This window comes from Candidatus Njordibacter sp. Uisw_056 (assembly GCF_047730085.1).
Taxonomy (GTDB): Bacteria; Pseudomonadota; Gammaproteobacteria; order Pseudomonadales; family Balneatricaceae; genus Njordibacter.
On the sequence record NZ_CP159830.1, the window covers coordinates 213,316 to 236,147 of the forward strand.

A 22,832-nucleotide genomic window follows, 5' to 3' on the forward strand; every position below is an offset into this window, starting at 1 on the left:
TGGGGATTTCTTAGGGATTTGTGGTGCCCGGAGACGGAATCGAACCGCCGACACGAGGATTTTCAATCCTCTGCTCTACCGACTGAGCTATCCGGGCAATACTATTTGCTTTCTTCTGAGCTGGTTACACGCTGTTGAGCGACCAAGAAGAGGGCCGTATTAAACCCGTTTTGAATTTTCCTGTCAACAATAAGTTGCTGAAATTTGGTTATTTTCTTTATTCTAGTGGCGGTTTACTCACCTGAAGGTGGAACATAGCCTTCTGCTTGGTCGTAATGATCACCAGAGGCAAATTTATCCAGCTCGCCTTGCAAGTAAGCACGGCTTTCTGGATCCATCATGTTTAAGTGCTTTTCGTTAATAAGCATGGTTTGGTGTGCCAGCCAGTCTTGCCATGCCTGTTTAGACAAGGTTTCAAACAGCTTTTGGCCTTTAGCGCCCGGGTATGGTGGGCGATCCATAGCTTCCATGTCGGCTTTATACTTGGTGCAAAAAACGGTGCGTGTCATTGGGTTCTCTCGAGTAGTTTTTTTATCGGAGTGGCTAGCCCTATTGTATGCAGTTGTTGTGGATCGTACCACTGACTTTTATTATTTTCTGAAACTTTTTTTGAGGCATTATCTAGCACTAAAAGGTGAGGCTCTATAGTGAGCTTATAGTGGCTAAATACGTGTTTAATAGGTGTTACAGGGCTAGTATTTGTCGGTAAACCATTTACAGCAAGTTGGGTTTGTAGTGCCTTAAGGTCTACGAATTCTGGCAGGCTCCAAAGCCCACCCCAAATGCCTTTGCTAGGCCGCTGTTCTAGTAGAGTTTGGCCCTGCTGTGTTTTAAGTAATAATACACTGATGGTTTTGTGAGGTAATGCCTTTTTAGGCTTAGGTGTAGGAATAGAGGCCACTTTGTCTTGTGCTAACGCATGGCAGCAGTCTTGCATGGGGCATGCCACACATAAAGGCTGCTTGGGTTTGCAGATGGTGGCGCCTAGGTCCATGATGGCTTGAGTGTAATCGGCGTTGCGTTGGGTTGGTGTGAGGTCTGTGGCCATTTGCCAAAGTTGTTTGTCTAGGTGGCTTTGGCCAGGCCATCCCTCTATGGCATGTAAGCGAGTGAGTAGGCGCTTTACGTTGCCGTCTAATATAACCCCTGGGTTGTTGTAGGCCTGGCTAATGATGGCACCTGCGGTAGATCTGCCGATACCCTTTAGCGCTATGAGGGCGTCTAGGTCCTTTGGCACATTACCTTGATGTTGCTCAGTAATAGCTATCGCACTGGCATGAAGGTTACGCGCCCGGCTGTAATAACCCAGCCCTGTCCAAAGGCTAAGTACTTCATCACTTTGGGCTTGAGCCAAGTCTTTTACTGTGGGAAATTGCTCCATAAAGCGTTCAAAGTAGGGGATAACCGTGATGACTTGTGTTTGCTGCAACATAATCTCAGACACCCACACCCGATAACCAGTGCGATTTTTTTGCCAAGGCAGGTGTTTGCGGCCGTGTTGGTCGAACCATGTGAGCAATTGTTCCGCAAAAGAGTTAATTGTAGTCATTAATTGGGGCTTATGGGTGAGCAAATGAGGTCAATGCTCAGTATACAATTGTTTTATCGCTTTTAGGTGCGTTTGTTCTTTGTAAATTAGCCGCTAAAGGCCGTATAATCTCTGCCTATTGTGTAGCTTTACCTATTACTTAAACGCGAGGACACCTCATGTCGGCACGTACCGCCACTGTAGAACGGAATACCCTAGAAACTCAGATTAAAGTCAGTGTGAATTTAGACGGCACTGGCAAGTTTAGTTGTGTCACTGGGTTGCCTTTCTTAGACCATATGTTGGAACAGGTTGCGCGTCATGGATTGATTGACTTAGATATTGTTGCTCATGGTGATTTAGCCATTGATGCGCACCACACGGTAGAAGATTTGGGCATTACCTTAGGCATGGCCTTAGATAAGGCAGTGGGTGATAAAAAGGGCCTCACTCGTTATGGGTCTGCCTATGTGCCACTTGATGAGGCTCTATCTCGCGTGGTGTTAGATTTTTCTGGCCGCCCAGGCTTGTTTAATCATGTGTCATACACCCGTGGCCGCATTGGTGGCTTTGACGTGGACTTGTTTGATGAGTTTTTCCGTGGTTTTGTGAACCATGCCAAGCTTACCTTGCACATTGATAACCTAAGTGGCAAAAATGCTCATCACCAAGCAGAAACTGTATTTAAGGCATTTGGACGTGCGTTACGCATGGCTCTAAGTGCCGACGAACGTATGGCAGGAATGATGCCTTCTACTAAGGGCAGCTTATAGGCGCCTTATGAAATCTATTGCAGTAATTGACTATGGCATGGGGAACTTACATTCTGTTGCCAAGGCCCTAGAACACGTTTGCCCCAATACCCGCGTTTATGTCACTAGCAATGCAGCTAAAATTGAATCCTGTGATAGGGTTGTGTTGCCAGGTGTGGGAGCCATTCGTGATTGTATGGCCGAAATTAAGCGTTTGGGTGTTGATCAGATTGTAGCTGATCAAATGGGCAAGAAGCCGATGTTAGGGATTTGTGTGGGTATGCAGGCCCTTATGCAGCGCTCAAGCGAAAATGGCGGTGTAGATTGTTTAGGCCAGCTGCCAGGCGATGTGTCTTTCTTTGGCGACCAACCTAGTGTACAAGCAGCTCACTTAAAGGTACCTCATATGGGGTGGAACCAAGTAGAGCAAAAGCCCCACAAGCTATGGAATGGCATAGACAACAATAGCCGTTTTTACTTTGTGCACAGTTATTTTGTGCACACTCAAACGCGTGATCTAGTGGCTGCTACCTGCAGCTATGGTCTTGAATTCGATGTGGCCTTGGCTAGGGAAAACCTCTTTGCTGTTCAGTTTCACCCAGAAAAAAGCCACTCGGCAGGCCTTAAGCTTTTACAAAACTTCTTACAGTGGGACGGTAGCTAAACGCTGCCGTAAATAGTCTATGTCTCAAACCCCTTTATTAATGATTCCAGCCATCGATTTAAAAGATGGTGAATGTGTGCGCCTACGCCAAGGCCGTATGGAAGAATCCACCGTGTTCTCCGCAGACCCAGTTGCCGTAGCTAGCCAATGGGTCACTGCGGGCTGCAGAAGATTGCATTTGGTAGACTTAAACGGTGCGTTTGCTGGTAACCCTGTGAATGGCGATATTGTTAAGGCCATTGCTATGGCTCACCCTAAATTACCGATTCAAATTGGTGGGGGCATTCGTAATGTAGACATTATAGAGGCCTACCTGCAGGCGGGCGTTGAATATGTAATTATTGGTACTCAAGCGGTAAGAGACCCCGACTTTGTTACCCAGGCATGTCGAGATTTTCCGGGCCGTATTATAGTGGGGTTAGATGCTAGCGACGGCATGGTTGCCGTAGAGGGCTGGGCCGAAGTGACAGACATTAAGGCAGTAGACCTAGCAAAGCGCTTTCGTAATGATGGGGTAAGCGCTATCGTGTACACAGACATTGCTCGTGATGGCATGATGCAGGGTGTTAACGTAGAGGCTACGCGCCATTTGGCCAGGGAAGCTGGGATTCCTGTAATTGCCTCGGGTGGTGTGACTAATATGGACGATGTGCATGCGCTTGCTGCTGTTGCTGCAGATGGTATTGTAGGTGCCATTACAGGCCGGGCTATCTATGAAGGCACGTTAGATTTGGCCGCAGCGCAATCTTATTGTGACGCCCAAAGCTAACAACTGCCTATTTTAAGGAAACTCCCATGGGCTTAGCCAAACGCATTATTCCCTGTTTAGATGTGAACAACGGTCGGGTTGTCAAAGGCGTGCAGTTTGTTGATATTAGAGACGCTGGGGATCCTGTAGAAGTGGCTAAACGCTACAATGAGCAGGGTGCTGATGAGATTACTTTTTTAGACATAGGTGCTACCCATGAAAACCGTGACACCATGGTGCACACGGTTGAAAAGATGGCCAGTGAAGTGTTTATTCCTCTCACTGTGGGTGGGGGGATTAGAACCTGTGAAGATATTCGCCGCATGCTAAATGCGGGTGCAGACAAAGTAGGTATTAATTCTGCTGCAGTATTTAACCCAGATTTTGTGCAACAAGCCGCCGACCGTTTTGGTGCCCAGTGTATTGTGGTTGCTATAGACGCTAAGCAAGTAAGTGGCCCCGGGGAAGCGCTTCGGTGGGAAATTTTTACCCATGGTGGTCGTAAGCCTACAGGTATTGATGCTGTGGAGTGGGCTATTAAAATGGTTACTTATGGTGCTGGTGAGATCCTACTGACTAGCATGGATCAAGATGGTGTTAAAAATGGTTATGATTTAGGCGTAACGCGCACTATTAGCGACGCTGTGTCTGTGCCCGTTATTGCTTCTGGTGGAGTGGGCAACTTAGACCACTTGGTAGAGGGTGTGATTAAAGGCAAGGCTGATGCTGTTTTAGCCGCTAGTATATTTCACTTTAACGAATACACCATCCCTCAAGCGAAGCAGTATATGTCTTCAAAGGGCATTGAAATGCGGCTGTAGCTGCCAGATTAATGCTGATGCTGAAACAAGCTTGATACCGGCTTCATCGAGCCTACTAAGAGACTTGCTTAAAAAGGCTGCTGTGGCTGGGTAGGGGTGGCCAATAAGAACGGCAAACCCATGTTTATTAGCGATGGTTATGGCCCTTTGAAACTGCATCTCTAGCGCCTCTATGTCGGTATCATTATCTAAAAATACATCTCTTGTTAGCGCTGGAACAGCTTGATCTATAGCCTGTTGCCAAGCAATGCTAGCGGCACTTGTGCGGCTATCTACAAAAAATAAATTTAATTCGTTGGCTACATCCATAGTCCATTTCATGGGCAGGGCCTGCTCCGTTAAGGCGCTACCCATGTGGTTGTTTAGCCCCTCTGCATAAGGCACGCTAGCCACATTCGCTCTTAATACCTGTTTAAATTGGGTTTCGTCCATGTCTAAAGTGAGGCCGCCTGGGCCAAGTTTTAAACCTGCATGGTTTTGCATCGGTACGTGGAGCATTATTTGTTTATCTGCTGCGGCGCCTTTGCGGGCTAACAAAGCACCGTGGGGGGTGTGTGGCATTACCGCCAAGGTAATGGGCCCGGGCAAATTTACAACGCGCAGCCCGTTGGCAAGGTTATAACCTAGATCGTCTATGATAATTACCATAGAGGGCTGAAACACGTCTGCTTTTATAATAGGTGTAAATACCATAACAGGTACAAACAGGCACCACATAAAACAGTAGAGAATTGATTTAAAGCACTTAGGCAGCTGAACAGGCGTAAGAAACATTTTATTTTTCAGCATCTAAAGGGCTGAGCAAGTCTAGTGCAGCAGCAAGCTGCTGGTCGTCTTGTGCATCTGTGTTACTTAGGATGATGTCTGGTTGTATGCCTTTTAGGTGAATATTGTGGCCGTCAGGTGTGTAGTAATATGCCGTGGTTAGTTTAACGCCTGCGCCTTGAGGCAGTGTGATAACAGACTGCACTGAGCCCTTGCCAAAGCTAGTGTCGCCCACTAGCTGGCCACGTTGATGATCTTTTATGGCGCCAGCCACAATTTCTGATGCCGAAGCACTGCCGTTGTTAATAAGAATAGCCAACGGCCAGCCTTCACTTGGGTCTATGGCTTTGGCATCAAAACGCATGTTACTACTTGCTTGCCGTGCCTTTGTAGTCACGATGACGCCTGTGGTTAAAAATGCATCAGCCACGTCTGCTGCCGCCCCTAGGGTGCCCCCGGGATTATTTCTTAAGTCTAATAACCAACGGTCTGCACCAGCCAACTTCAGAGCCTGCATTTGCTCTACTAAGTCTTGCCCAGTGTGGTTTTGGAACAGGCTAATGCGTAAATACCCTACTTTACTTCGCATGAGTTCACTGCGAACACTTTGTGTGGATATAATTTCGCGGGTTAAGGCAAAGTTAAGTGTTTCACCTTTACGTAATATAATTAGGGTTACCTCAGTTCCGGCACTTCCAGTCATTAGCTCATCTATGGCATGCACGTCGAGCCCATTAACGGCCTTGCCTTGAACGTGAGTGATCCAATCTCCAGGGAGTATTCCAGCACGGTATGCAGGGCCATCATCAATAGGGGTGATCACTCGAATGTAGTCGCCCTCTGGCACCAGTTCAACCCCTATGCCAGTGTATTCCCCTTGGGTATCTTGTTGCAGGCGAGCCATCTCGTCGGCATCTAAGTAGCTAGAAAAGCGGTCGAGTTTTAAAATTAGGCCCTCAAGGGCAAGTTGCAATAACTCTTCATCAGTCTTGGCATCTACGTGTTTTAGCCGAATGCGTTCATATACCGCTACAAAAGATTCTAACGCAGCTAATGGCACAGGGGGCTGCTTGGCTTGCACTGCGGCCAAGGTGTTGGTGTAGGGTAATGCGCCACATACAAGTGCTAGTATTAGGCCACCAATACGTTGGCTAAACTGTAATCGAGAGGAGATCTTATTCAATCTAATGCGCATAGCTTAATTTTATTGCAACCATTGTTTAGGATTTAAGGGTTTGCCCTGTTGCCTCAAAGAAAAATATAACGCAGCTTCAGTGTTACCGCCAGACTTACCACTACTAGCGATAAGCTGCTGTGCCACAGCGTAATCTCCTACAGACAAATACAAGGCTTGATTTTGCCCATATAGGCTTAAAAAGCTATCCCCATGGTCCACAATAATAACCAATCCATAGCCTTTTAACCAATCAGAAAAAACCACTTGCCCGCCATGGATAGCTACTACGTCTGAACCTTCTGGTGCAGCTATTAACCAGCCTTGCTGACTTAATGGATAGCTAGCTTGGGATACCCCAAAACGGTTAAGTACTTTACCTTTGATAGGCCAAGGGAGCCTACCCTTTGCGTTAATAAGTGGCGTGTCAGCTACTTTGATATTGGCTTTAGCAATGGCTATTTGAATTTGCTCTAATAGCTCTTGGGCTTGCAGTTGGTCGGCTTTGGCAATACTCAAACGCTGGGCCTTTGAAGCTTGCTTGTTTTTTAAGCGCTTAATATTATCGGCAAGTTTAGCTTTTGCTTGTTTTAAGCTTTGGTTTTGCACCTGCAGCTGTTGGGCACTGCGTTGCAGTTCTAGTGAAATATCAGCTTGCTCTTGTTGCACTAATGCGAGGCTGTTTAAGGTTTGGCGATACGCTGCCATTTGTTCAGCACTTGCTTGGTTTAAGTACTGGTAATAAGCCATATTCCGAGCAACTGTAGAAGGATTATCTAAACTGAGCAAAAGATGAGCGGCTGAGTTTTTACCTTGCTGATACTGATTTTTTAATTGGCTACTTAGTTGTAACTCTTGTTCGGCTAGGGCATCTTGAAAATGGCTAGCTTGTTGTTGTAATTTGGCCAGATGGGTTGCTGAATTTTTGCTGCCTTGTTGGTTTTTCTTGATGACTTTTTTAAGGCTACTGATGTTTTGTTCATGCATTCGCAGCTGTTTTTGCAGCTCGGAAGCTTGATTTTGTGCAGCGTTAAGCCAAGACTGTAGGCTACCAATATCGCTTTGCAACTGCTGCATTTTTTGCTGCACTTGTAGCTCAGTGTTGGCAGACAGTCCTGGGCTTATTAGCAGCAGCAAGCCACAGGTTAAGTTGATAATAAAACGCAATTTAGCTAAATTCCACCAAGTTATGGCCAGTCATCTCTTTGGGCTGCTCTAGGCTCATTAAGTGCAGCAGAGTTGGGGCTATGTCTGCTAGTACACCAGAAGAAAGTTTGGCGTTGCTGTTTCTGCTACTCACATAAATCAACGGCACAGGCCATAGGGTGTGGGCTGTATGAGGTTGGCCCGTGGTCGGGTTTATCATGAGTTCTACGTTGCCGTGGTCTGCAGTAATTAATGCCTCACCATCCACTTTTTCCAAAGCGCAAACAATGCGTGAAAGGCAGGCGTCTATTGCTTCAACAGCCTTAACTGCGGCGTCAAATTTGCCTGTGTGTCCTACCATATCCGCATTAGCAAAGTTGCATACGATTAGGTCATAAGTACAGCCTTCAATGGCGGCAACTAATTTGTCTGTTAGCTCTGGGGCACTCATTTCTGGCTGTAAGTCGTAAGTGGCCACGTTTGGTGAAGGAATAAGCTCACGGCTTTCGCCTTGGTAAAGGGCTTCTTGCCCGCCACTAAAAAAGAAGGTGACGTGGGCATATTTTTCAGTTTCGGCAATGCGTAACTGCGTTTTTCCATGGTTGGCCATTACTTCACCAAGATCATTTTTCACCGCACTAGGTGGGAAAGCACAGGCGGTGTCTATGTTGGCACTGTATTGTGTCATCATTACAAATTCAGCTAGATCTAGGGGCTCTCCCCGATCAAAATTGCCAAACTCTTCATTTACAAATGCCTGCGTAATTTGGCGTGTGCGATCGGGTCTGAAGTTGACACAAATCATAGCATCACCGTCTTCTATAGTAGTAGGCTGGCCGTGTTGGTCTAAAATTACCGTAGCAGGAACAAACTCATCGGTGTGGTTATTTAAGTAGGCTTCTTGTAATGCGCCCAGAGCTGACAAGCATTCATACTCTGCTTCACCGTAACGCATTGCCCGGTATGCACTTTCAATACGCTCCCAGCGTTGGTCTCGGTCCATGGCAAAATAACGGCCACATAAACTGCCAATACGCCCACCTATGGGCTCTAAGGCATCCATGAGAGCTTGTATGTACTCCTGCGCAGAACGTGGTGCGGTGTCTCTGCCATCTAGCCATGCGTGCACAACAATTGCTCTGGCACCGCGGTCATAGGCTAACTGGCAGGTTGCGAATAAATGGTCCTGATGGCTGTGCACACCACCATCAGATAACAAGCCACAAACATGAACGGTGCCCTCATTGGCTACGGCTTTATCAATAGCAGACAAGATGACTGGGTTGGTATTAAAGTCTCCATCTTCAATGGCTTTACCAATACGGGTATAATTTTGATACACCACACGGCCAGCACCAATATTCATGTGGCCTACTTCGGAGTTGCCCATTTGGCCATCGGGTAGGCCTACGTCAGCACCAGAGGTGCCGACTAAGGTGTGACGGTGATTTGTTAACAGCGCATCCCAAGTAGGGGTGTTTGCTGCTTTAATAGCATTAGAAGACGATAATTCGTTTTGTCCCCATCCGTCAAGAATGATGAGAGCTTTTGGGCTAGAAGTGGTCATGGTGTCTGTTATTGGCAAATGGGCCTTGATATTTTAGCAGTCCGCCCCCAATTTATCCATGCTATGGCGTATAATGCTGCCGGACTTGTCGTCCTTATGGCGGCCCAGAACCTATTAATCGTTTGGAATAATAAAGCTTATGGAACGTTACCTCGAATTTGCAATCAGTCACTGGGAAATGGTGTTGGCCCTACTGCTGACATTATCGGTGTTATTGATCACAGAACGGCGCAAGGCTGCTCCGTCTGTTTCTCCGCAACAAGCCACGGTTTTAGCTAATGGCGAAGACGCCTTGCTGCTTGATATCCGAACTCCTGCAGACTTTAATGCTGGGCGCGTCATTGGTTCTAAGAACATTCCTTTTGCTGATTTAACGAAACGCATGTCAGAGCTTGAAAAACACAAAGATAAACCCATTGTTATCATATGTAAAACAGGTCAAACCTCCTCTAGCGCAGCCAATGTACTAAAAAAAGCGGAGTACACTAACGTTCATCGTATGGCTGGTGGTATGGCTGAATGGACAGGGCAGAATTTGCCACTTGTGCGTAAATAAAAGGCTAAAACTGAGGACTCAGCAATGACAGACCAAGTAAAAGCGCAGGTAATAATATACAGCTCTAGCCTATGTGGCTTTTGTTTCCGTGCTAAACGGTTGCTTGATAGTAAAGGTGCAGCCTATCAAGAAATTAGTGTTGATGGACGTAATGATCTGCGTCAACAAATGATGCAATCTACAGGTGGACGCACAGTGCCGCAGATTATCATTAATGGCAATGCGATCGGTGGGTGTGACGAATTACATATGCTGGATCGCCAGCAAAAACTGGACTCCTTGTTAGCTGTTTCATAAACGAAGCACTACTCCATAAAATTTACTAAAGAGAATTAAGTATGAGCGAAGAAGAAAAAGGCGCAGCAGCTGCAGAAGTGAATGAGCAGCCACAAATTATGATTCAGCGCGTGTATTTGAAAGACTTGTCCTTTGAGTCGCCTAATTCACCTCAGTCTTTTACTGCAGAGTGGAAGCCAGAAGTAGGGGTGGATTTAAATAGCCAAGCTCGTCAGCTTAATGAAACTAGTTTTGAGGTGGTTTTGCGTATTACCATCACTGCTAAAGCGGAAGATAAGACCGTTTATTTAGCCGAAGTCCACCAAGCAGGTTTGTTCCACATTGCTAACGTTCCTAAAGAGTCTATGGGTCAGGTATTAGGTGCTTTTTGCCCCAATATTTTATTCCCGTATGCCCGTGAAGCCATTGATAGTTTAGTGCAAAGAGGTAGTTTTCCAGCACTAATGCTAGCACCAGTTAACTTTGATGCTTTGTATGCTCAGAGCATAGCACAGCAGGCTGAACAAGCAGCGGAAGCAGGCGAAGCCGAACCTGAACAAACGCACTGATGTTGTTGCTTAGTTGGCGCCTTCGTAGTTGAGTTGGCGCCATGCTTCATAGACAGTAATGGCTGCACAGTTTGATAAGTTCAAGCTGCGGCTTTCTTTGGTCATGGGTAGGCGAATTCTAGCGTCACACCTTGCCCTAATCTCCTCGGGTAGGCCTCGGCTTTCAGGGCCAAACAATAACGCATCATGCTTTTTAAACTTAGCCTTGCTAAAGCAATCACTGCCCTTTGTGGTCATCGCGTAGATAGTTTTAGGTTTCACACTAGCAAAAAAAGCATCGTAGTTTTTGTGCACCTTCATATGGGCCCATTCGTGATAATCCAATCCTGCTCGCCTTAGCGCTTTATCTTCTAACTTAAACCCCAACGGTTCAATTAAATGTAATTGAAATCCCGTATTGGCGCATAAGCGAATAATGTTGCCGGTATTAGGTGGAATTTCTGGTTCAAAAAGCACAACATGCAACATGGTATTTTAGGTCTCTATAAGTATCTATGTGTTCGCTGGTATGCCCATTTACGGGGCTAAACCTGATTACTTAATTGAGTATGATGTAATCACTAAATCTATGTCAATGGCGACTAAAGCCCTAATTCGTTGATTTTTCGGGTGAGGGTGTTTCTACCCCAACCCAATAATTCTGCAGCTTCTCTACGGCGGCCATGGGTATGTTTAAGTGCGGCTTGTATCATCACAATTTCAAACGCAGGTAGAGCCTTACCCAAAAGCTGCTGCTGGCCAAACTGTAGCTCTTTCTTAGCCCATTTTGATAACGAATCTTGCCAGTTTTGTTCCCCGCTAGCCTTAGTCGTGTGTTCTTGTAACTCTGGGGGTAAATCGCTAACCAATATTTGGTTGCCACTGCCCATGACACTTAACCAACGGCACACATTTTCTAACTGGCGAACATTACCTGGCCAATCTAATTTTTGTAAATGCTCTGCCGCAGCGCTGGAAAGTTGCTTTGTTTCTACGGCAAGTTCTTTAGCGCTGGTTACTAGAAAGTGCCTTGCTAGAGCAGGAATGTCTTCGCTGCGCTGGCTAAGGTTTGGTAGTGGTATGCGAATAACGTTAAGCCGGTGGAACAAGTCTTCGCGGAATAACCCTTGTTCTACTCGCTTGGTTAAGTCTTGGTGAGTGGCTGCAATAATGCGGACATCCACCTTAACTAGGTTGTGGCCACCAACACGATAAAACTCACCATCGGCCAGTACCCTTAGTAATCGGGTTTGGGCTTCAGCAGGCATGTCACCAATTTCATCCAACAGTAAGGTGCCTCCGTGGGCTTGCTCAAAGTGGCCTTTACGTTGGTTAACCGCGCCTGTAAAAGCCCCTTTTTCATGGCCAAAAAGCTCAGACTCAATAAGGTCTTTCTGGATAGCTGCCATGTTTAACGGAATAAAAGGTTGGTTAGCTCGTGGGCTATGTTGATGCAATGCCTGGGCAATAAGCTCTTTACCAGTGCCTGAAGCGCCATTAATCATAACCGTCATATTAGACTGTGAAAGGCGACCAATAGCCCTAAACACCTCTTGCATGGCTGGGGCTTCACCAATAATTTGGGCGCTGGCCGGTGCGGGTTCTGGTGTGGTAGCGCCTGCTTGTTGTTGGGCATGTTGCAAACCGCGTTGTACTAAGCCTACGGCCTCATCAATATCAAACGGTTTTGGTAAATAATCAAAAGCGCCACCTTGATAGGATGCTACGGCACTGTCCAGGTCTGAGTGAGCTGTCATAATAATCACAGGGACATGTTCAATCTGCTGTTGCAGCCGCTGCAGTAAGCTAAGGCCGTCAATGCCCGGCATACGAATATCGCTAATAATTAAACTGGGTGAGTCAAGCTCGAGTGCAACCAACAACTGTTGGCCATCTTCAAAGCTGCGACTGCTTATTTGCGCCTGCTGTAAGGCGCGTTCCAGCACCCAACGAATAGCGTGGTCATCGTCTACGATCCATACATCGTGGCTCATGGGAGTTTCTCCATGGGTAAGTAAATATTAAAGCAAGTTTGGCCGTTTTGGCTATCACATTCAATGAGGCCCTGGTGCTGCTGTATAAGGCTTTGGGCGATGCTTAAACCTAACCCTGTGCCTTGAGCACGATGGGTTACTAGGGGGAAAAAGATGTCTTCTTTAAGGTCTGCATTAATGCCAGGCCCATTGTCACTTATGCTGACACAACAGACGAGGCGGTGGCATGTATGACCAATAGTGAAGCGTCTAACAGCTCGCGTTTTAAGGCTAATTTGACCACCACTAACTTGGTGCTCCATAAGTGCTTGCAAGGCATTACGGCCTACATTAAGGCATACCTGCGTCATTTGATTTGCGTCGATGAGCAGTTCTGGCAGACTGGGGTCATAGTCTCGTATTAGTCGCACTCGGTCGCCAGCTTCTGCGCGTAATAACTGGTCTATTTTGTCTAAGATCTGATGAATATTGCAGCGTTGCTTTTGAGTTTGGCGTTGAGGACCCACTAAACGGTCTACAAGGTCTCTTAAGCGGTCAGCCTCAGAAATTATGATATCGGTGAATTCGTGTAACGAAGGGTTAAGTTCCCGTTGTAACAGCTGGGCTGCACCACGAATACCACCTAATGGATTTTTTATCTCGTGGGCTAAATTGCGCACAAGATTAGAAGACGCCTGCTGTTGGGTTGTCATGCGGGCTTCTTGTGTGAGTCGTTTGACACGCTCTAACGGCTGTATCTCTAAGGCTAAACTACCTTGTTCATCTACGGAGGTAACGCTTAAGTCTACAGATAGTCTGCGGCCATTAGCCTGCTGTATTTGGATGTCGCGACTAGTGAAGGATTGTTGGTGAGTGGAGCTATGCTCAAGCTGCTGTTTAAGAAGTGGGTCTAAGGACAGCAAATTGCTAATGGGCTCAAGCTGCATTTGATGTTGACTGACTCGAAATAAATTTTCCGCAGCCAAATTGAGCGCCACAATTTCCATGCGAGCGTTAAGTAAAACGATGGCGGTGGTTAAATGGTTAACCAAACTAGCCAGAGCTTGTTGGGCTTGCAGTAATTTAGGCATTGCACTCCATCGGGTTCTTTATGGCGCACCAAATTAGTGCGTTGGGTGTGCTTAAAAAGCCCTCCTCGGAGGGCTTTGGTTATGCGACTAGCAAGAGTAGTAAAGGCCAAACTCAACTGGGTGAGTGACACTATTAACTGCTTCTACTTCACCGTTCTTAAGTTCGATGTAAGCGTCGATCATTTCGTCAGTAAATACGCCACCACGGGTTAAGAATTCACGATCTGCTTCTAAAGCAGCAAGTGCTTCTTCTAGGCTTCTAGCCACTGTTGGAATTGCTGCTGCTTCTTCAGCAGGTAGGTCATACAAATCCTTGTCGGCTGCATCGCCTGGGTGGATTTTATTTTGAATACCATCAAGGCCTGCCATCAACAAGGCCGCGAAACACAAGTATGGGTTTGCAGTGGGATCAGGGAAGCGCACTTCTACGCGGCGTCCGCGTGGGTTGCTTACGTATGGAATGCGGATAGAAGCAGAGCGGTTACGGGCAGAGTAAGCCAGCATAACAGGGGCTTCGAAGCCAGGGACTAAACGCTTGTATGCGTTAGTAGATGCGTTGGTGAACGCGTTAAGCGCCCTAGCATGCTTAATAATGCCGCCAATATAGTAAAGCGCCATGTCTGACAAGCCACCATAGCCGTCACCAGCAAAAAGGTTAACACCGTCTTTAGCAATTGACTGGTGAACGTGCATGCCAGAGCCGTTATCGCCAACAATTGGCTTAGGCATAAAAGTAGCCGTTTTGCCGTAAGCGTGCGCCACGTTGTGGACACAGTACTTGATAATTTGTACTTCATCAGCCTTGCGAATTAACGTGCTGAACTTTGTACCAATTTCGTTTTGATTCGCCGTTGCTACTTCGTGGTGGTGTACTTCTATTTCCACACCCATAGCTTCCATAGCGTCACACATAGCGCCACGCATGTCGTGTGAGGAGTCAACTGGAGGTACTGGGAAATAACCGCCTTTGATGCCAGGCCGGTGACCCGTATTACCACCTTCGATGGTAGCGCTCGACTGCCAAGCTGCTTCTTCAGAGTTTATTTCGTACATGGCGCCTTGCATATCGGCTTTCCACTTTACGTCATCAAATACAAAGAATTCTGGCTCTGGGCCAAAGAATGCCGTGTCACCAATACCTGTAGACTTAAGGTATTCTTCAGCGCGAGCAGCAACTGAACGTGGGTCACGGTCATAGCCTTGCATAGTGGCTGGCTCAATAACATCGCATCGCACGTTTACTGTAGTTTGTTCTGTGAATGGGTCTAATACAGCAGAGCTATCGTCTGGCATGATGATCATGTCTGAATCGTTGATGCCTTTCCAGCCAGCAATGGATGAACCATCGAACATTTGGCCTTCAGAGAAGAAGTCTTCGTCTACAGTACGCGCAGGTATCGTTACGTGGTGCTCTTTGCCTTTGGTATCGGTAAAGCGCAGGTCGACCCAGCGTGCTTCGCTGTCTTGGATCATCTTAAGGGTATTTGCAGACATAAAGTCTCTCCAATCAAAACCAGCTCTAAGGCCGGTGGTTTACATGTATGAATTCCAGCCCATTGGCTGATACTGTGTTTACTAAAGCAATGGCCGTGCCAACTCTACCTAAGGTTTAAAAAGTGACCCTCTATGGCAGTTTTGGTCGCGTATATGGGTTTTTTTAACCTCAATCGCTCTATTAAGTTCTATAGCTTTAACTTAAGTATGCATTTTCACGCTAGTGTGCACTAAAAAGAGTCGCATTCAAAGAGTGGCGCACCATTTAAGTGCGATGATAGATAGCTTGTATAAATATCCTTCTTGTTCCCTCTTAGGTGCTGTGTTATCGCTATACTTTTGCTATAATCTGCGCTGCATTTTTTTGGCGCTGCGCTGTCGCAACGCCCATACGTATTTTGGCCATGTTCAATTGAGGCCGTTTGGAGTAGTGAGATGATCGAAAAGTTAAGAAATGTGGCGATTGTAGCCCACGTAGACCACGGTAAAACCACCTTGGTAGACAAGTTGCTAGAACAATCCGGCACCCTTGACCGTCGTGACCAAGGCACAGAGCGCCTTATGGACTCTAACGACCAAGAAAAAGAACGTGGTATTACCATTACTGCAAAAAACACTGCGGTAAGTTGGAATGGTTACCATATCAATATTGTGGACACCCCAGGACATGCTGACTTTGGTGGTGAAGTAGAGCGCGTTCTATCTATGGTAGATTGCGTCTTACTTTTGGTAGACGCCGTAGACGGACCGATGCCACAAACACGGTTTGTAACTCAAAAGGCTTTTCAACAAGGCCTCAGCCCTATTGTGGTTATTAACAAGATCGACCGTCCAGGCTCGCGACCAGATTGGGTTATGGACCAAGTATTCGATTTGTTCGACTCTTTGGGCGCTACGGATGAGCAGTTAGACTTTCCTGTAATGTACACGTCTGCGATCAATGGTATTGCTGGTGCCTCACCAGACAATATGTCTGATGATATGACGCCATTATTTGAATCATTGGTTGAGCATGTTAAATCACCAGACGTAGACCTTGAAGGCCCTTTGCAGATGCAAATTTCTGCGTTGGACTACTCAAGCTATGTAGGCGTTATTGGTGTAGGCCGTATAAAGCGTGGCAGCATGAAGGTGGGCCAGCAAGTTAAAGTAATTTCATCTGATGGCAAACACCGTGCAGCTAAGCTACAAAACGTGATGAGCTACATGGGCCTTGAGCGTATCGATGTAGCCACAGCCCAGGCTGGTGATATTGTGTGTGTTACTGGTATAGATGGTTTAAATATTTCTGACACTATTTGTCACCCAGACCATGTTGAAGCATTGCCTGCATTAAGCATCGATGAGCCAACAGTGTCTATGACGTTCCAAGTCAACGATTCACCGTTTGCTGGCCTTGATGGTAAGTTTGTTACTAGCCGTAATATCCGTGATCGTTTAGACCGTGAGCTTATTCACAATGTCGCCCTGCGTGTTACTCAAGGCGATACCCCAGACCGTTTTGTAGTGTCAGGCCGCGGTGAATTGCACTTGTCAGTGTTGATTGAAAGCATGCGTCGTGAAGGGTTTGAGATGGGTGTAGGACGTCCACAGGTTATCGAAAAAGAAGTTGATGGCGTGAAGATGGAGCCATACGAATCAGTATTGATTGACTGTGAAGATCAGCATCAAGGTTCACTAATGGAAGAAATGGGTCGTCGTAAGGCGGAAATGACTAACATGGAGCCAGATGGTAAAGGCCGTACACGATTAGAATTTATCATTCCTTCACGTGGTCTGATCGGTTTCCGTGGTCAGTTCTTAACCCTAACCTCTGGTAGCGGTGTAATGACGTCTGTATTTGATCATTATGGTCAAGTTAAGCAGGGTGCCCTAGCTGAGCGCGAAAAAGGTGTATTGGTTTCTATGGTTAAGGGTAAGATCTTAGCATTTGCTTTGTTTAACCTGCAGACTCGCGGTCGGTTGATGGTTGAGCCAAACATTGACGTATACGAAGGTATGCTTATTGGCGTTCACAGCCGTGGTAACGATTTGTGTGTTAACCCAACTAAGGGAAAGCAGCTTACCAACATCCGTGCAGCAGGTACTGATGAGAACATCGTTCTTAGCCCACCTATTCGCTTCTCACTTGAACAAGCGCTTGAATTTATCGAAGACGATGAGCTAGTAGAAGTTACACCACACTTCATCCGTCTGCGTAAGCGTCTACTTACAGAAACAGCGCGGAAGCGTTCACCTAAGTAAACATCCTTAGGTTGAAAAAGCCGATCAACAGATCGGCTTTTTTGTGTCTGTAGCAAAGGGTAGAGCTTTCAGCTTACTGTAGACTCTGTTAGTTTAGAGTGCTAAGAGGTTATTATTATGAACAAAGTAATTATTAGCGCAGCCTGCCTGTGGCTTGTGGCTTGTGCTAGTCCTGCAACAAAACCCACCATCAGTAGTGAACAAGGTAATTTACCTAGCTTTACTGCTGCCTATGATGCCTTTAGTTGCGATCAGCTATATTCAGAGGCCCGGCGCATTGCAGGCCAGATGCATGATATTGCTGGAGTGCGAGACGAAGATGCACAAACGGAGCGACTAGAATTTGTGGGTGGGGTGTTGTACTGGCCAGTTTTGTTTTTGGTAGATGGTGGTAGCGACTCTAAAGCTGCAAGGGAAGAATACGACCAGTTAAAAGATCGCTTGCTAAGCCTGACCGATTGGGAAGTTAAGGGCCAGTGCGGTGAGTAAGCAGGCATAAAAAAGCAGGCATAAAAAAAGCAGCTCGTGTGAGCTGCTTTCTGAGGCTAGTTTATTTTTATTATTAAGCCAAAGGTGTCTTTTTTTCTTATTGCGCTTATTATTTTTATTTGCGCTGAGGGCATATTACCAACTTCCCACCCAGTGTCTAATACTAAAAAGTTATAGCCTGTATTAAAATTGGTATAAAGCGCTATTATTTTGATGACCGATAAACCGTCACCTTGTTTATAATTCGCCACAAGATTAACATAGAACGGCTAATTACATTTCATCCAGTGACCCTCTTATGGCCAGTATACAAGTCTCGTACCCCCATCAACATTCAATGACCCAAGCCCGTGAAGCCGTGCAAACCCTTGCCACCAAGCTTGGGACAAAGCTGGGTGTAAAAAGCGCCTGGCAGGCCGACGTATTGACGCTTGAGCGTCAGGGCATCAAAGGCTCGATGGTGTTGACCGAAGGGGTAGTAGACGTTGAACTTACCCTTGGCATGATGTTAACACCTATGAAGAGCCAAATTGAAGCAGAGGTTAACAAGCAGCTAGCACGCTGCTTGGGTTAAGCTTTTTAGTGTTGTGTTGGTCGGCGGGCGAAACAAGTTACAATATATAGCGGCTTAAATCTTGGTCTTTCACCAGATCTTGTAGGTTTTTGTCAACATAGGTTTGGTTAATAACAACTTTCGCGCCTGAAGCTTGGTTAGCTGTAAACGATAGGTCTTCTAGCAGGCGCTCTAGCAGTGTATGTAGGCGCCGGGCACCGATGTTCTCAGTACTTTCGTTTACCTCATAGGCAAGCTCTGCTATGCGCTTGACGCCATCTTCACTAAATTCTAAATCAACCCCCTCTACACTCAATAGGGCTTTATACTGCTGCGTGAGTGAATAGTTGGGTTCGGTAAGAATGCGAGCAAAATCTTCTGGCCGAAGGGCATTTAACTCTACCCGAATAGGCAAGCGGCCTTGCAACTCTGGGATAAGGTCTGAGGGCTTTGCAACGTGAAATGCGCCTGAAGTAATAAACAGGATATGATCTGTCTTTACCATGCCGTATTTTGTGGTTACGGTACATCCTTCAATAAGTGGCAACAAATCACGCTGCACACCTTCACGAGACACATCACCGCTGCCACCTTCTTGTCTTTTGGCAATTTTGTCGATTTCATCTAGAAACACAATGCCATTTTGCTCTACAGCTTCTAACGCTTGTTGTTTAAGGTCCTCTTCCTTAACCAGGCCTGCAGCTTCTTCGTCTTGAAGTTGCTTTAGGGCGTCTGCAATGTTCATTTTTTTGGTTTGTTTTTTGTCTTTGCCCATATTGGCAAACAAACCTTGCAGCTGGTTGGTCATGTCTTCCATGCCAGGAGGCGCCATTATCTCAACCCCAACAGGAGCATTAGACACTTCAATATCAATCTCTTTGTCGTTTAGTAGGCCTTCTCTTAGCTTCTTGCGAAACATCTGACGGGTGCCAGACTCCTTAGTGATAGGCGAGTCATTTTCGCCACGGGCAGGGGGCAGCAACACATCTAAAATACGATCTTCTGCACGGTCAGCTGCCTGGTTGGCTACTTTTGTAATAGCCTCTTCGCGCAGCATCTTCATAGCCGTTTCCATGAGGTCGCGAATAATAGATTCTACGTCGCGGCCTACATAGCCCACTTCAGTAAATTTTGTTGCTTCAATTTTTATAAAAGGGGCATGAGAAAGCTTAGCTAAACGGCGAGCAATCTCGGTTTTACCCACACCAGTAGGGCCGATCATCATAATGTTCTTAGGTGCAATTTCAGCCCGCATGTCAGGCTCGAGTTGCATACGGCGCCAGCGGTTTCGCAAGGCAATAGCCACAGCGCGTTTAGCAGCATCTTGGCCAATAATATGGTTGTTGAGTTGGCTGACGATTTCAGCAGGAGTCAGTTGAGACATGGTTCAGCCTTATTTCTTAGTTTGAGCAGTTAGGTCAATGGTTTCGATGGTCGTTTGATGATTGGTAAATACACAAATACTGGCGGCAATATTAAGGCTTTTACTAACAATGTCTTGAGCAGACAGCTCTGTGTTATCTAGCAGAGCCAATGCTGCTGCTTGCGCAAAGTTGCCACCAGAACCGATGGCAATAAGGCCGTGTTCTGGCTCTATTACATCGCCAGTACCGCTGATAATAAGAGAGGCTTCCTCATTAGCAACCACCAACATGGCCTCTAGTCTGCGTAAAGCACGATCACTGCGCCATTCTTTGGCGAGTTCTACAGCAGACCTTACAAGCTGGCCATGGTGTTTTTCTAATTGGCTTTCAAAGCGTTCAAATAGAGTAAAAGCATCAGCGGTACCGCCAGCAAATCCTGCAATGACTTTGTCATGATATAGGCGGCGTACTTTGCGAGCATTACCTTTCATTACGGTATTGCCTAATGAAACTTGGCCGTCGCCACCCAATACAACTTGATTGCCGCGGCGTACTGATACTATGGTGGTCATATTTCATCCCTAATTGGCTGCACCCATGGGCTATACGCCATTGCGTGCATAATGCGATCCTTTTAGGATGGGGTCGAGACGCTAAAATTCAAGCGCAAAAACACTTAACAGATGATTAGTTAGCGCTTTTGTTGATTCGAATTGATTCAATGCCCTGCTGGGCGAGAATATCTTCCGCTTTATTCAGAGTTGAGCGGTTACTAAATGGTCCAATACGAACACGGAACCATACTGATCCACTGCTCGAAACCGTTTTTTCAGCGACAACATTGTCCATATTAAGCAGAACTAGCCTAGCTCTAAGGCGGTTAGCATCTTTCATTTTACGAAAAGACCCTGCCTGTAGTAAGGTGTTCGTCTTCTTCTTAGGGTCCTTAGGTGTGGAGATATAAGCATCCACCTGCGTGGGGGTCACTTCACTGTCTGGGAGTAGAGTGTAAAAGTCAAAGTTGTCTTTTTGCTTACTCACACCTTTTTTGTTGGCAGCCTTGCCTTTGTTCTTAGGCACTCGTTTAACCACCTCAGTGGGGTTTGTTTTTTCAGCTACCACAGTGCTAGCCTTAGTATCATCTGGCTGTTGTGAAAGCATCAAAAGTGTGGCCAAAAAGGCCGTGCTCACCACTAACGTGAAAAACATAACCCAGCGAGAAACGGCAGGCTTAGGTTGCTTTTTAGGCTTGCGCTTAGCGTAATCGTGTGATGCCACGATTACATATGCTCTGGTGCGTCAACACCTAAAAGGGTTAAACCATTGTCCATTACTTGGCGTGCAGCCATACACAGACACATGCGGGCGTTACGCAACTGAACGTCATCAATAACCATTCTGTGGGCATTATAGTAACTGTGAAAATGGCCAGCTAAATCTTTAAGGTAATGAGCCACTTGATGGGGCTCATGATTATAAGCTGCGTGCGCTATCACTTCTGGATACAGCTGTATTTGCTGCATTAGGCTGATTTCTGCAGGTTCACTCAGCTTTTCAAGTTGCTCAAGCCCCATAACTGAATCCCAAGCCATGTTCTGTTCTGCAAGTTTTCTAATGAGGGTGCAAATGCGCGCGTGAGCATACTGAATATAATACACTGGGTTGTCTTTGCTCTCTGACTTAGCAAGCTCTAAGTCAAAATCCATATGTTGCTCTGCTTTGCGAGTAACATAGAAAAACCGTGAGGCGTCTTTGCCTACTTCCTCTCGAAGTTCGCGTAAGGTGACAAAAGAACCACTGCGGGTAGACATGGGCACTCGTTCGTTGCCACGATACAAAATAGCAAACTGAACCAACTTTACCACTAAGCGTTCTGGGTCTATACCTAGGGCTTGCAATGCAGCCTTCACTCGAGTGATGTAACCGTGGTGATCTGCGCCCCACACGTTAATAACCGTATCCATGCCACGCTCAAACTTGTTTAAATGATAGGCAATGTCAGATGCAAAGTAGGTAGTTTGGCCGTTGTCACGCTTTACTACACGGTCTTTGTCATCACCAAAGGCTGTAGAGCGGAACCATAAGGCCCCACCGTCTTCATAGACATGCCCTTGCTCTTGTAGTTTAGCAATGGCGCGGTTAATCTGGTCACCCTGATCCAGGCTGCGTTCAGAAAACCAGTGCTGGAAGTCCACACCAAAGCCGTGTAAATCTTGCTCAATGTCATGACGAATAGAGTTAAGGCCAGCATTAAATACTAAGCTATAGTCAGCTTGTCCCAGCAAACTTTGAGCCCGCTCAATCAAATCATCAATGTGCTTCTCTTTGTCACCCTCTGGAGCATCTGCATGCAGCCTGCTCATTACCTCAGGTGCGCTGTGCTTGAGACGGTCACCTACCTGTGTGCGGAGGTGTTTGGCGATATCGTTAACATAAGCACCTTGATAGCCATTACTGGGGAAGGTGATCTCTTCCTCAGCTTGTTGTAAATAACGCAGCCACACACTTGCAGCCAAAATGTTCATTTGGCGGCCCGCATCGTTAACGTAATATTCCCTTTCTACATCATAGCCTGAGGCTTCCAGCAGATTAGACACGCTAGCGCCGTATGCTGCGCCGCGGCCATGGCCAACGTGCAGGGGCCCGGTAGGGTTGGCAGATACAAATTCCACTTGCACTTTATGGCCAGCACCACTGTTATTGCGGCCAAACTGATCGGCGTCTGTCAGTACTTTACCGATGATAGCCTGAGTGGCATCTTGGCTGATAAAAAAATTGATGAAACCTGGGCCTGCAATTTGTGTTTTAGTGACCGATTTTGATGCAGGCAATTGACTACAAATTAGTTCAGCAATGTCACGCGGTTTGCGGCGTGCAACTTTAGCCAAAGTTAGAGCGACGTTGCATGCAAGATCTCCATGTTGCTTGTCGCGGGTATTGTCGATTTGGATGTTAGCGACTAGATCAGCGTCAAACTCACCTGCGGTTTTAAGGGCATCGATAGCTTGTTGGATAAGGTCTGCAATGTGTTGCTTCATGGTGGCGTATAGGCTTCTAAAAGGTTTAAGTGCAGCCTCAA

The 22,832-nt window shown here is 46.5% G+C and carries 24 protein-coding genes and 1 tRNA gene; 10 read left to right on the top strand and 15 right to left on the bottom strand.

Annotated elements, in window-relative coordinates:
* Positions 1-21: 21 nt before the first annotated feature.
* The 3 genes from ABXT60_RS01070 to mutY all read right to left on the bottom strand — a co-directional run bounded on the left by ABXT60_RS01070 (position 22) and on the right by mutY (position 1,549).
* Positions 22-97, bottom strand: a tRNA-Phe gene (locus ABXT60_RS01070).
* A gap of 136 nt (positions 98-233) precedes the next feature.
* Positions 234-509 (bottom strand): oxidative damage protection protein, encoded by a 276-nt coding sequence (locus ABXT60_RS01075; protein WP_443630939.1) that lies wholly within the window; start codon positions 507-509, stop codon positions 234-236.
* Positions 506-1,549: an A/G-specific adenine glycosylase gene (mutY, locus tag ABXT60_RS01080; RefSeq protein ID WP_443630940.1), complete on the bottom strand. Its 1,044-nt coding sequence runs from the start codon at positions 1,547-1,549 to the stop codon at positions 506-508. The genes ABXT60_RS01075 and mutY overlap by 4 nt, the downstream gene beginning before the upstream one ends.
* Before the next feature lie 158 nt (positions 1,550-1,707).
* On the opposite strand from mutY, the gene hisB reads away from it, so the two are divergent.
* The 4 genes from hisB to hisF are packed head-to-tail and all read left to right on the top strand — an operon-like array spanning position 1,708 to position 4,513.
* Entirely contained in the window at positions 1,708-2,301 is a 594-nt protein-coding gene (gene hisB / locus ABXT60_RS01085; RefSeq protein ID WP_046485602.1) for an imidazoleglycerol-phosphate dehydratase HisB, read from the top strand.
* A 7-nt stretch (positions 2,302-2,308) separates the two neighbouring features.
* A complete protein-coding gene (gene hisH, locus ABXT60_RS01090; RefSeq protein WP_443630941.1) occupies positions 2,309-2,944 on the top strand; it encodes an imidazole glycerol phosphate synthase subunit HisH in 636 nt (211 codons plus the stop codon).
* A gap of 19 nt (positions 2,945-2,963) precedes the next feature.
* Positions 2,964-3,713, top strand: a complete 750-nt coding sequence (hisA, locus tag ABXT60_RS01095) for a 1-(5-phosphoribosyl)-5-[(5-phosphoribosylamino)methylideneamino]imidazole-4-carboxamide isomerase (protein ID WP_443630942.1) — start codon at positions 2,964-2,966, stop codon at positions 3,711-3,713.
* A 26-nt stretch (positions 3,714-3,739) separates the two neighbouring features.
* Entirely contained in the window at positions 3,740-4,513 is a 774-nt protein-coding gene (gene hisF, locus ABXT60_RS01100) for an imidazole glycerol phosphate synthase subunit HisF (RefSeq protein WP_443630943.1), read from the top strand.
* On the opposite strand, the gene ABXT60_RS01105 is transcribed toward hisF, so the two are convergent.
* From ABXT60_RS01105 to gpmI, 4 genes are all read right to left on the bottom strand, one after another.
* Entirely contained in the window at positions 4,487-5,206 is a 720-nt protein-coding gene (locus ABXT60_RS01105) for a divergent polysaccharide deacetylase family protein (RefSeq protein ID WP_443630944.1), read from the bottom strand. The genes hisF and ABXT60_RS01105 overlap by 27 nt on opposite strands.
* A gap of 82 nt (positions 5,207-5,288) precedes the next feature.
* Positions 5,289-6,473 carry a S41 family peptidase gene (locus ABXT60_RS01110; RefSeq protein ID WP_443630945.1) on the bottom strand — a complete coding sequence of 395 codons (1,185 nt, stop codon included), beginning with the start codon at positions 6,471-6,473 and terminating at the stop codon, positions 5,289-5,291.
* A 9-nt stretch (positions 6,474-6,482) separates the two neighbouring features.
* Complete coding sequence (locus tag ABXT60_RS01115) at positions 6,483-7,619, bottom strand: murein hydrolase activator EnvC family protein (RefSeq protein WP_443630946.1); 1,137 nt, start codon at positions 7,617-7,619, stop codon at positions 6,483-6,485.
* Between the two features lies 1 nt (position 7,620).
* Complete coding sequence (gene gpmI, locus ABXT60_RS01120) at positions 7,621-9,165, bottom strand: 2,3-bisphosphoglycerate-independent phosphoglycerate mutase (protein ID WP_443630947.1); 1,545 nt, start codon at positions 9,163-9,165, stop codon at positions 7,621-7,623.
* Between the two features lie 139 nt (positions 9,166-9,304).
* On the opposite strand from gpmI, the gene ABXT60_RS01125 reads away from it, so the two are divergent.
* Genes ABXT60_RS01125 through secB form a run of 3 tightly spaced genes read left to right on the top strand, consistent with a single transcriptional unit; the run spans position 9,305 to position 10,566 of the window.
* Positions 9,305-9,721, top strand: a complete 417-nt coding sequence (locus ABXT60_RS01125) for a rhodanese-like domain-containing protein (protein WP_443630948.1) — start codon at positions 9,305-9,307, stop codon at positions 9,719-9,721.
* Between the two features lie 24 nt (positions 9,722-9,745).
* Positions 9,746-10,018 (top strand): glutaredoxin 3, encoded by a 273-nt coding sequence (grxC, locus tag ABXT60_RS01130; RefSeq protein WP_046485586.1) that lies wholly within the window; start codon positions 9,746-9,748, stop codon positions 10,016-10,018.
* Between the two features lie 41 nt (positions 10,019-10,059).
* Complete coding sequence (gene secB / locus ABXT60_RS01135) at positions 10,060-10,566, top strand: protein-export chaperone SecB (RefSeq protein ID WP_443630949.1); 507 nt, start codon at positions 10,060-10,062, stop codon at positions 10,564-10,566.
* A 9-nt stretch (positions 10,567-10,575) separates the two neighbouring features.
* On the opposite strand, the gene trmL is transcribed toward secB, so the two are convergent.
* From trmL to glnA, 4 genes are all read right to left on the bottom strand, one after another.
* Complete coding sequence (trmL, locus tag ABXT60_RS01140) at positions 10,576-11,034, bottom strand: tRNA (uridine(34)/cytosine(34)/5-carboxymethylaminomethyluridine(34)-2'-O)-methyltransferase TrmL (protein ID WP_443630950.1); 459 nt, start codon at positions 11,032-11,034, stop codon at positions 10,576-10,578.
* Between the two features lie 113 nt (positions 11,035-11,147).
* On the bottom strand, positions 11,148-12,539 hold the full coding sequence (ntrC, locus tag ABXT60_RS01145) for a nitrogen regulation protein NR(I) (RefSeq protein WP_443630951.1): 1,392 nt from the start codon (positions 12,537-12,539) through the stop codon (positions 11,148-11,150).
* Entirely contained in the window at positions 12,536-13,609 is a 1,074-nt protein-coding gene (gene glnL / locus ABXT60_RS01150; RefSeq protein WP_443630952.1) for a nitrogen regulation protein NR(II), read from the bottom strand. The genes ntrC and glnL overlap by 4 nt, the downstream gene beginning before the upstream one ends.
* Before the next feature lie 87 nt (positions 13,610-13,696).
* A complete protein-coding gene (gene glnA / locus ABXT60_RS01155; RefSeq protein WP_443630953.1) occupies positions 13,697-15,103 on the bottom strand; it encodes a glutamate--ammonia ligase in 1,407 nt (468 codons plus the stop codon).
* A 435-nt stretch (positions 15,104-15,538) separates the two neighbouring features.
* Between glnA and typA the strand changes: the two genes are divergently transcribed.
* The 3 genes from typA (at position 15,539) to ABXT60_RS01170 (ending at position 18,410) form a co-directional block, all read left to right on the top strand.
* Positions 15,539-17,347: a translational GTPase TypA gene (typA, locus tag ABXT60_RS01160; RefSeq protein ID WP_443630954.1), complete on the top strand. Its 1,809-nt coding sequence runs from the start codon at positions 15,539-15,541 to the stop codon at positions 17,345-17,347.
* Positions 17,348-17,464: 117 nt separating this feature from the next.
* Positions 17,465-17,836, top strand: a complete 372-nt coding sequence (locus tag ABXT60_RS01165; protein ID WP_443630955.1) for a hypothetical protein — start codon at positions 17,465-17,467, stop codon at positions 17,834-17,836.
* A gap of 298 nt (positions 17,837-18,134) precedes the next feature.
* Positions 18,135-18,410: a polyhydroxyalkanoic acid system family protein gene (locus tag ABXT60_RS01170; RefSeq protein ID WP_443630956.1), complete on the top strand. Its 276-nt coding sequence runs from the start codon at positions 18,135-18,137 to the stop codon at positions 18,408-18,410.
* Between the two features lie 37 nt (positions 18,411-18,447).
* Here ABXT60_RS01170 and hslU read toward each other — a convergent pair whose 3' ends face one another.
* From hslU to argS, 4 genes are all read right to left on the bottom strand, one after another.
* Complete coding sequence (gene hslU, locus ABXT60_RS01175; protein ID WP_443630957.1) at positions 18,448-19,773, bottom strand: ATP-dependent protease ATPase subunit HslU; 1,326 nt, start codon at positions 19,771-19,773, stop codon at positions 18,448-18,450.
* Between the two features lie 9 nt (positions 19,774-19,782).
* Positions 19,783-20,325: an ATP-dependent protease subunit HslV gene (hslV, locus tag ABXT60_RS01180; RefSeq protein ID WP_046485560.1), complete on the bottom strand. Its 543-nt coding sequence runs from the start codon at positions 20,323-20,325 to the stop codon at positions 19,783-19,785.
* A gap of 115 nt (positions 20,326-20,440) precedes the next feature.
* Positions 20,441-21,031, bottom strand: a complete 591-nt coding sequence (locus ABXT60_RS01185) for an SPOR domain-containing protein (protein WP_443630958.1) — start codon at positions 21,029-21,031, stop codon at positions 20,441-20,443.
* Between the two features lie 2 nt (positions 21,032-21,033).
* Positions 21,034-22,791: an arginine--tRNA ligase gene (argS, locus tag ABXT60_RS01190; protein WP_443630959.1), complete on the bottom strand. Its 1,758-nt coding sequence runs from the start codon at positions 22,789-22,791 to the stop codon at positions 21,034-21,036.
* Between the last annotated feature and the right edge of the window lie 41 nt (positions 22,792-22,832).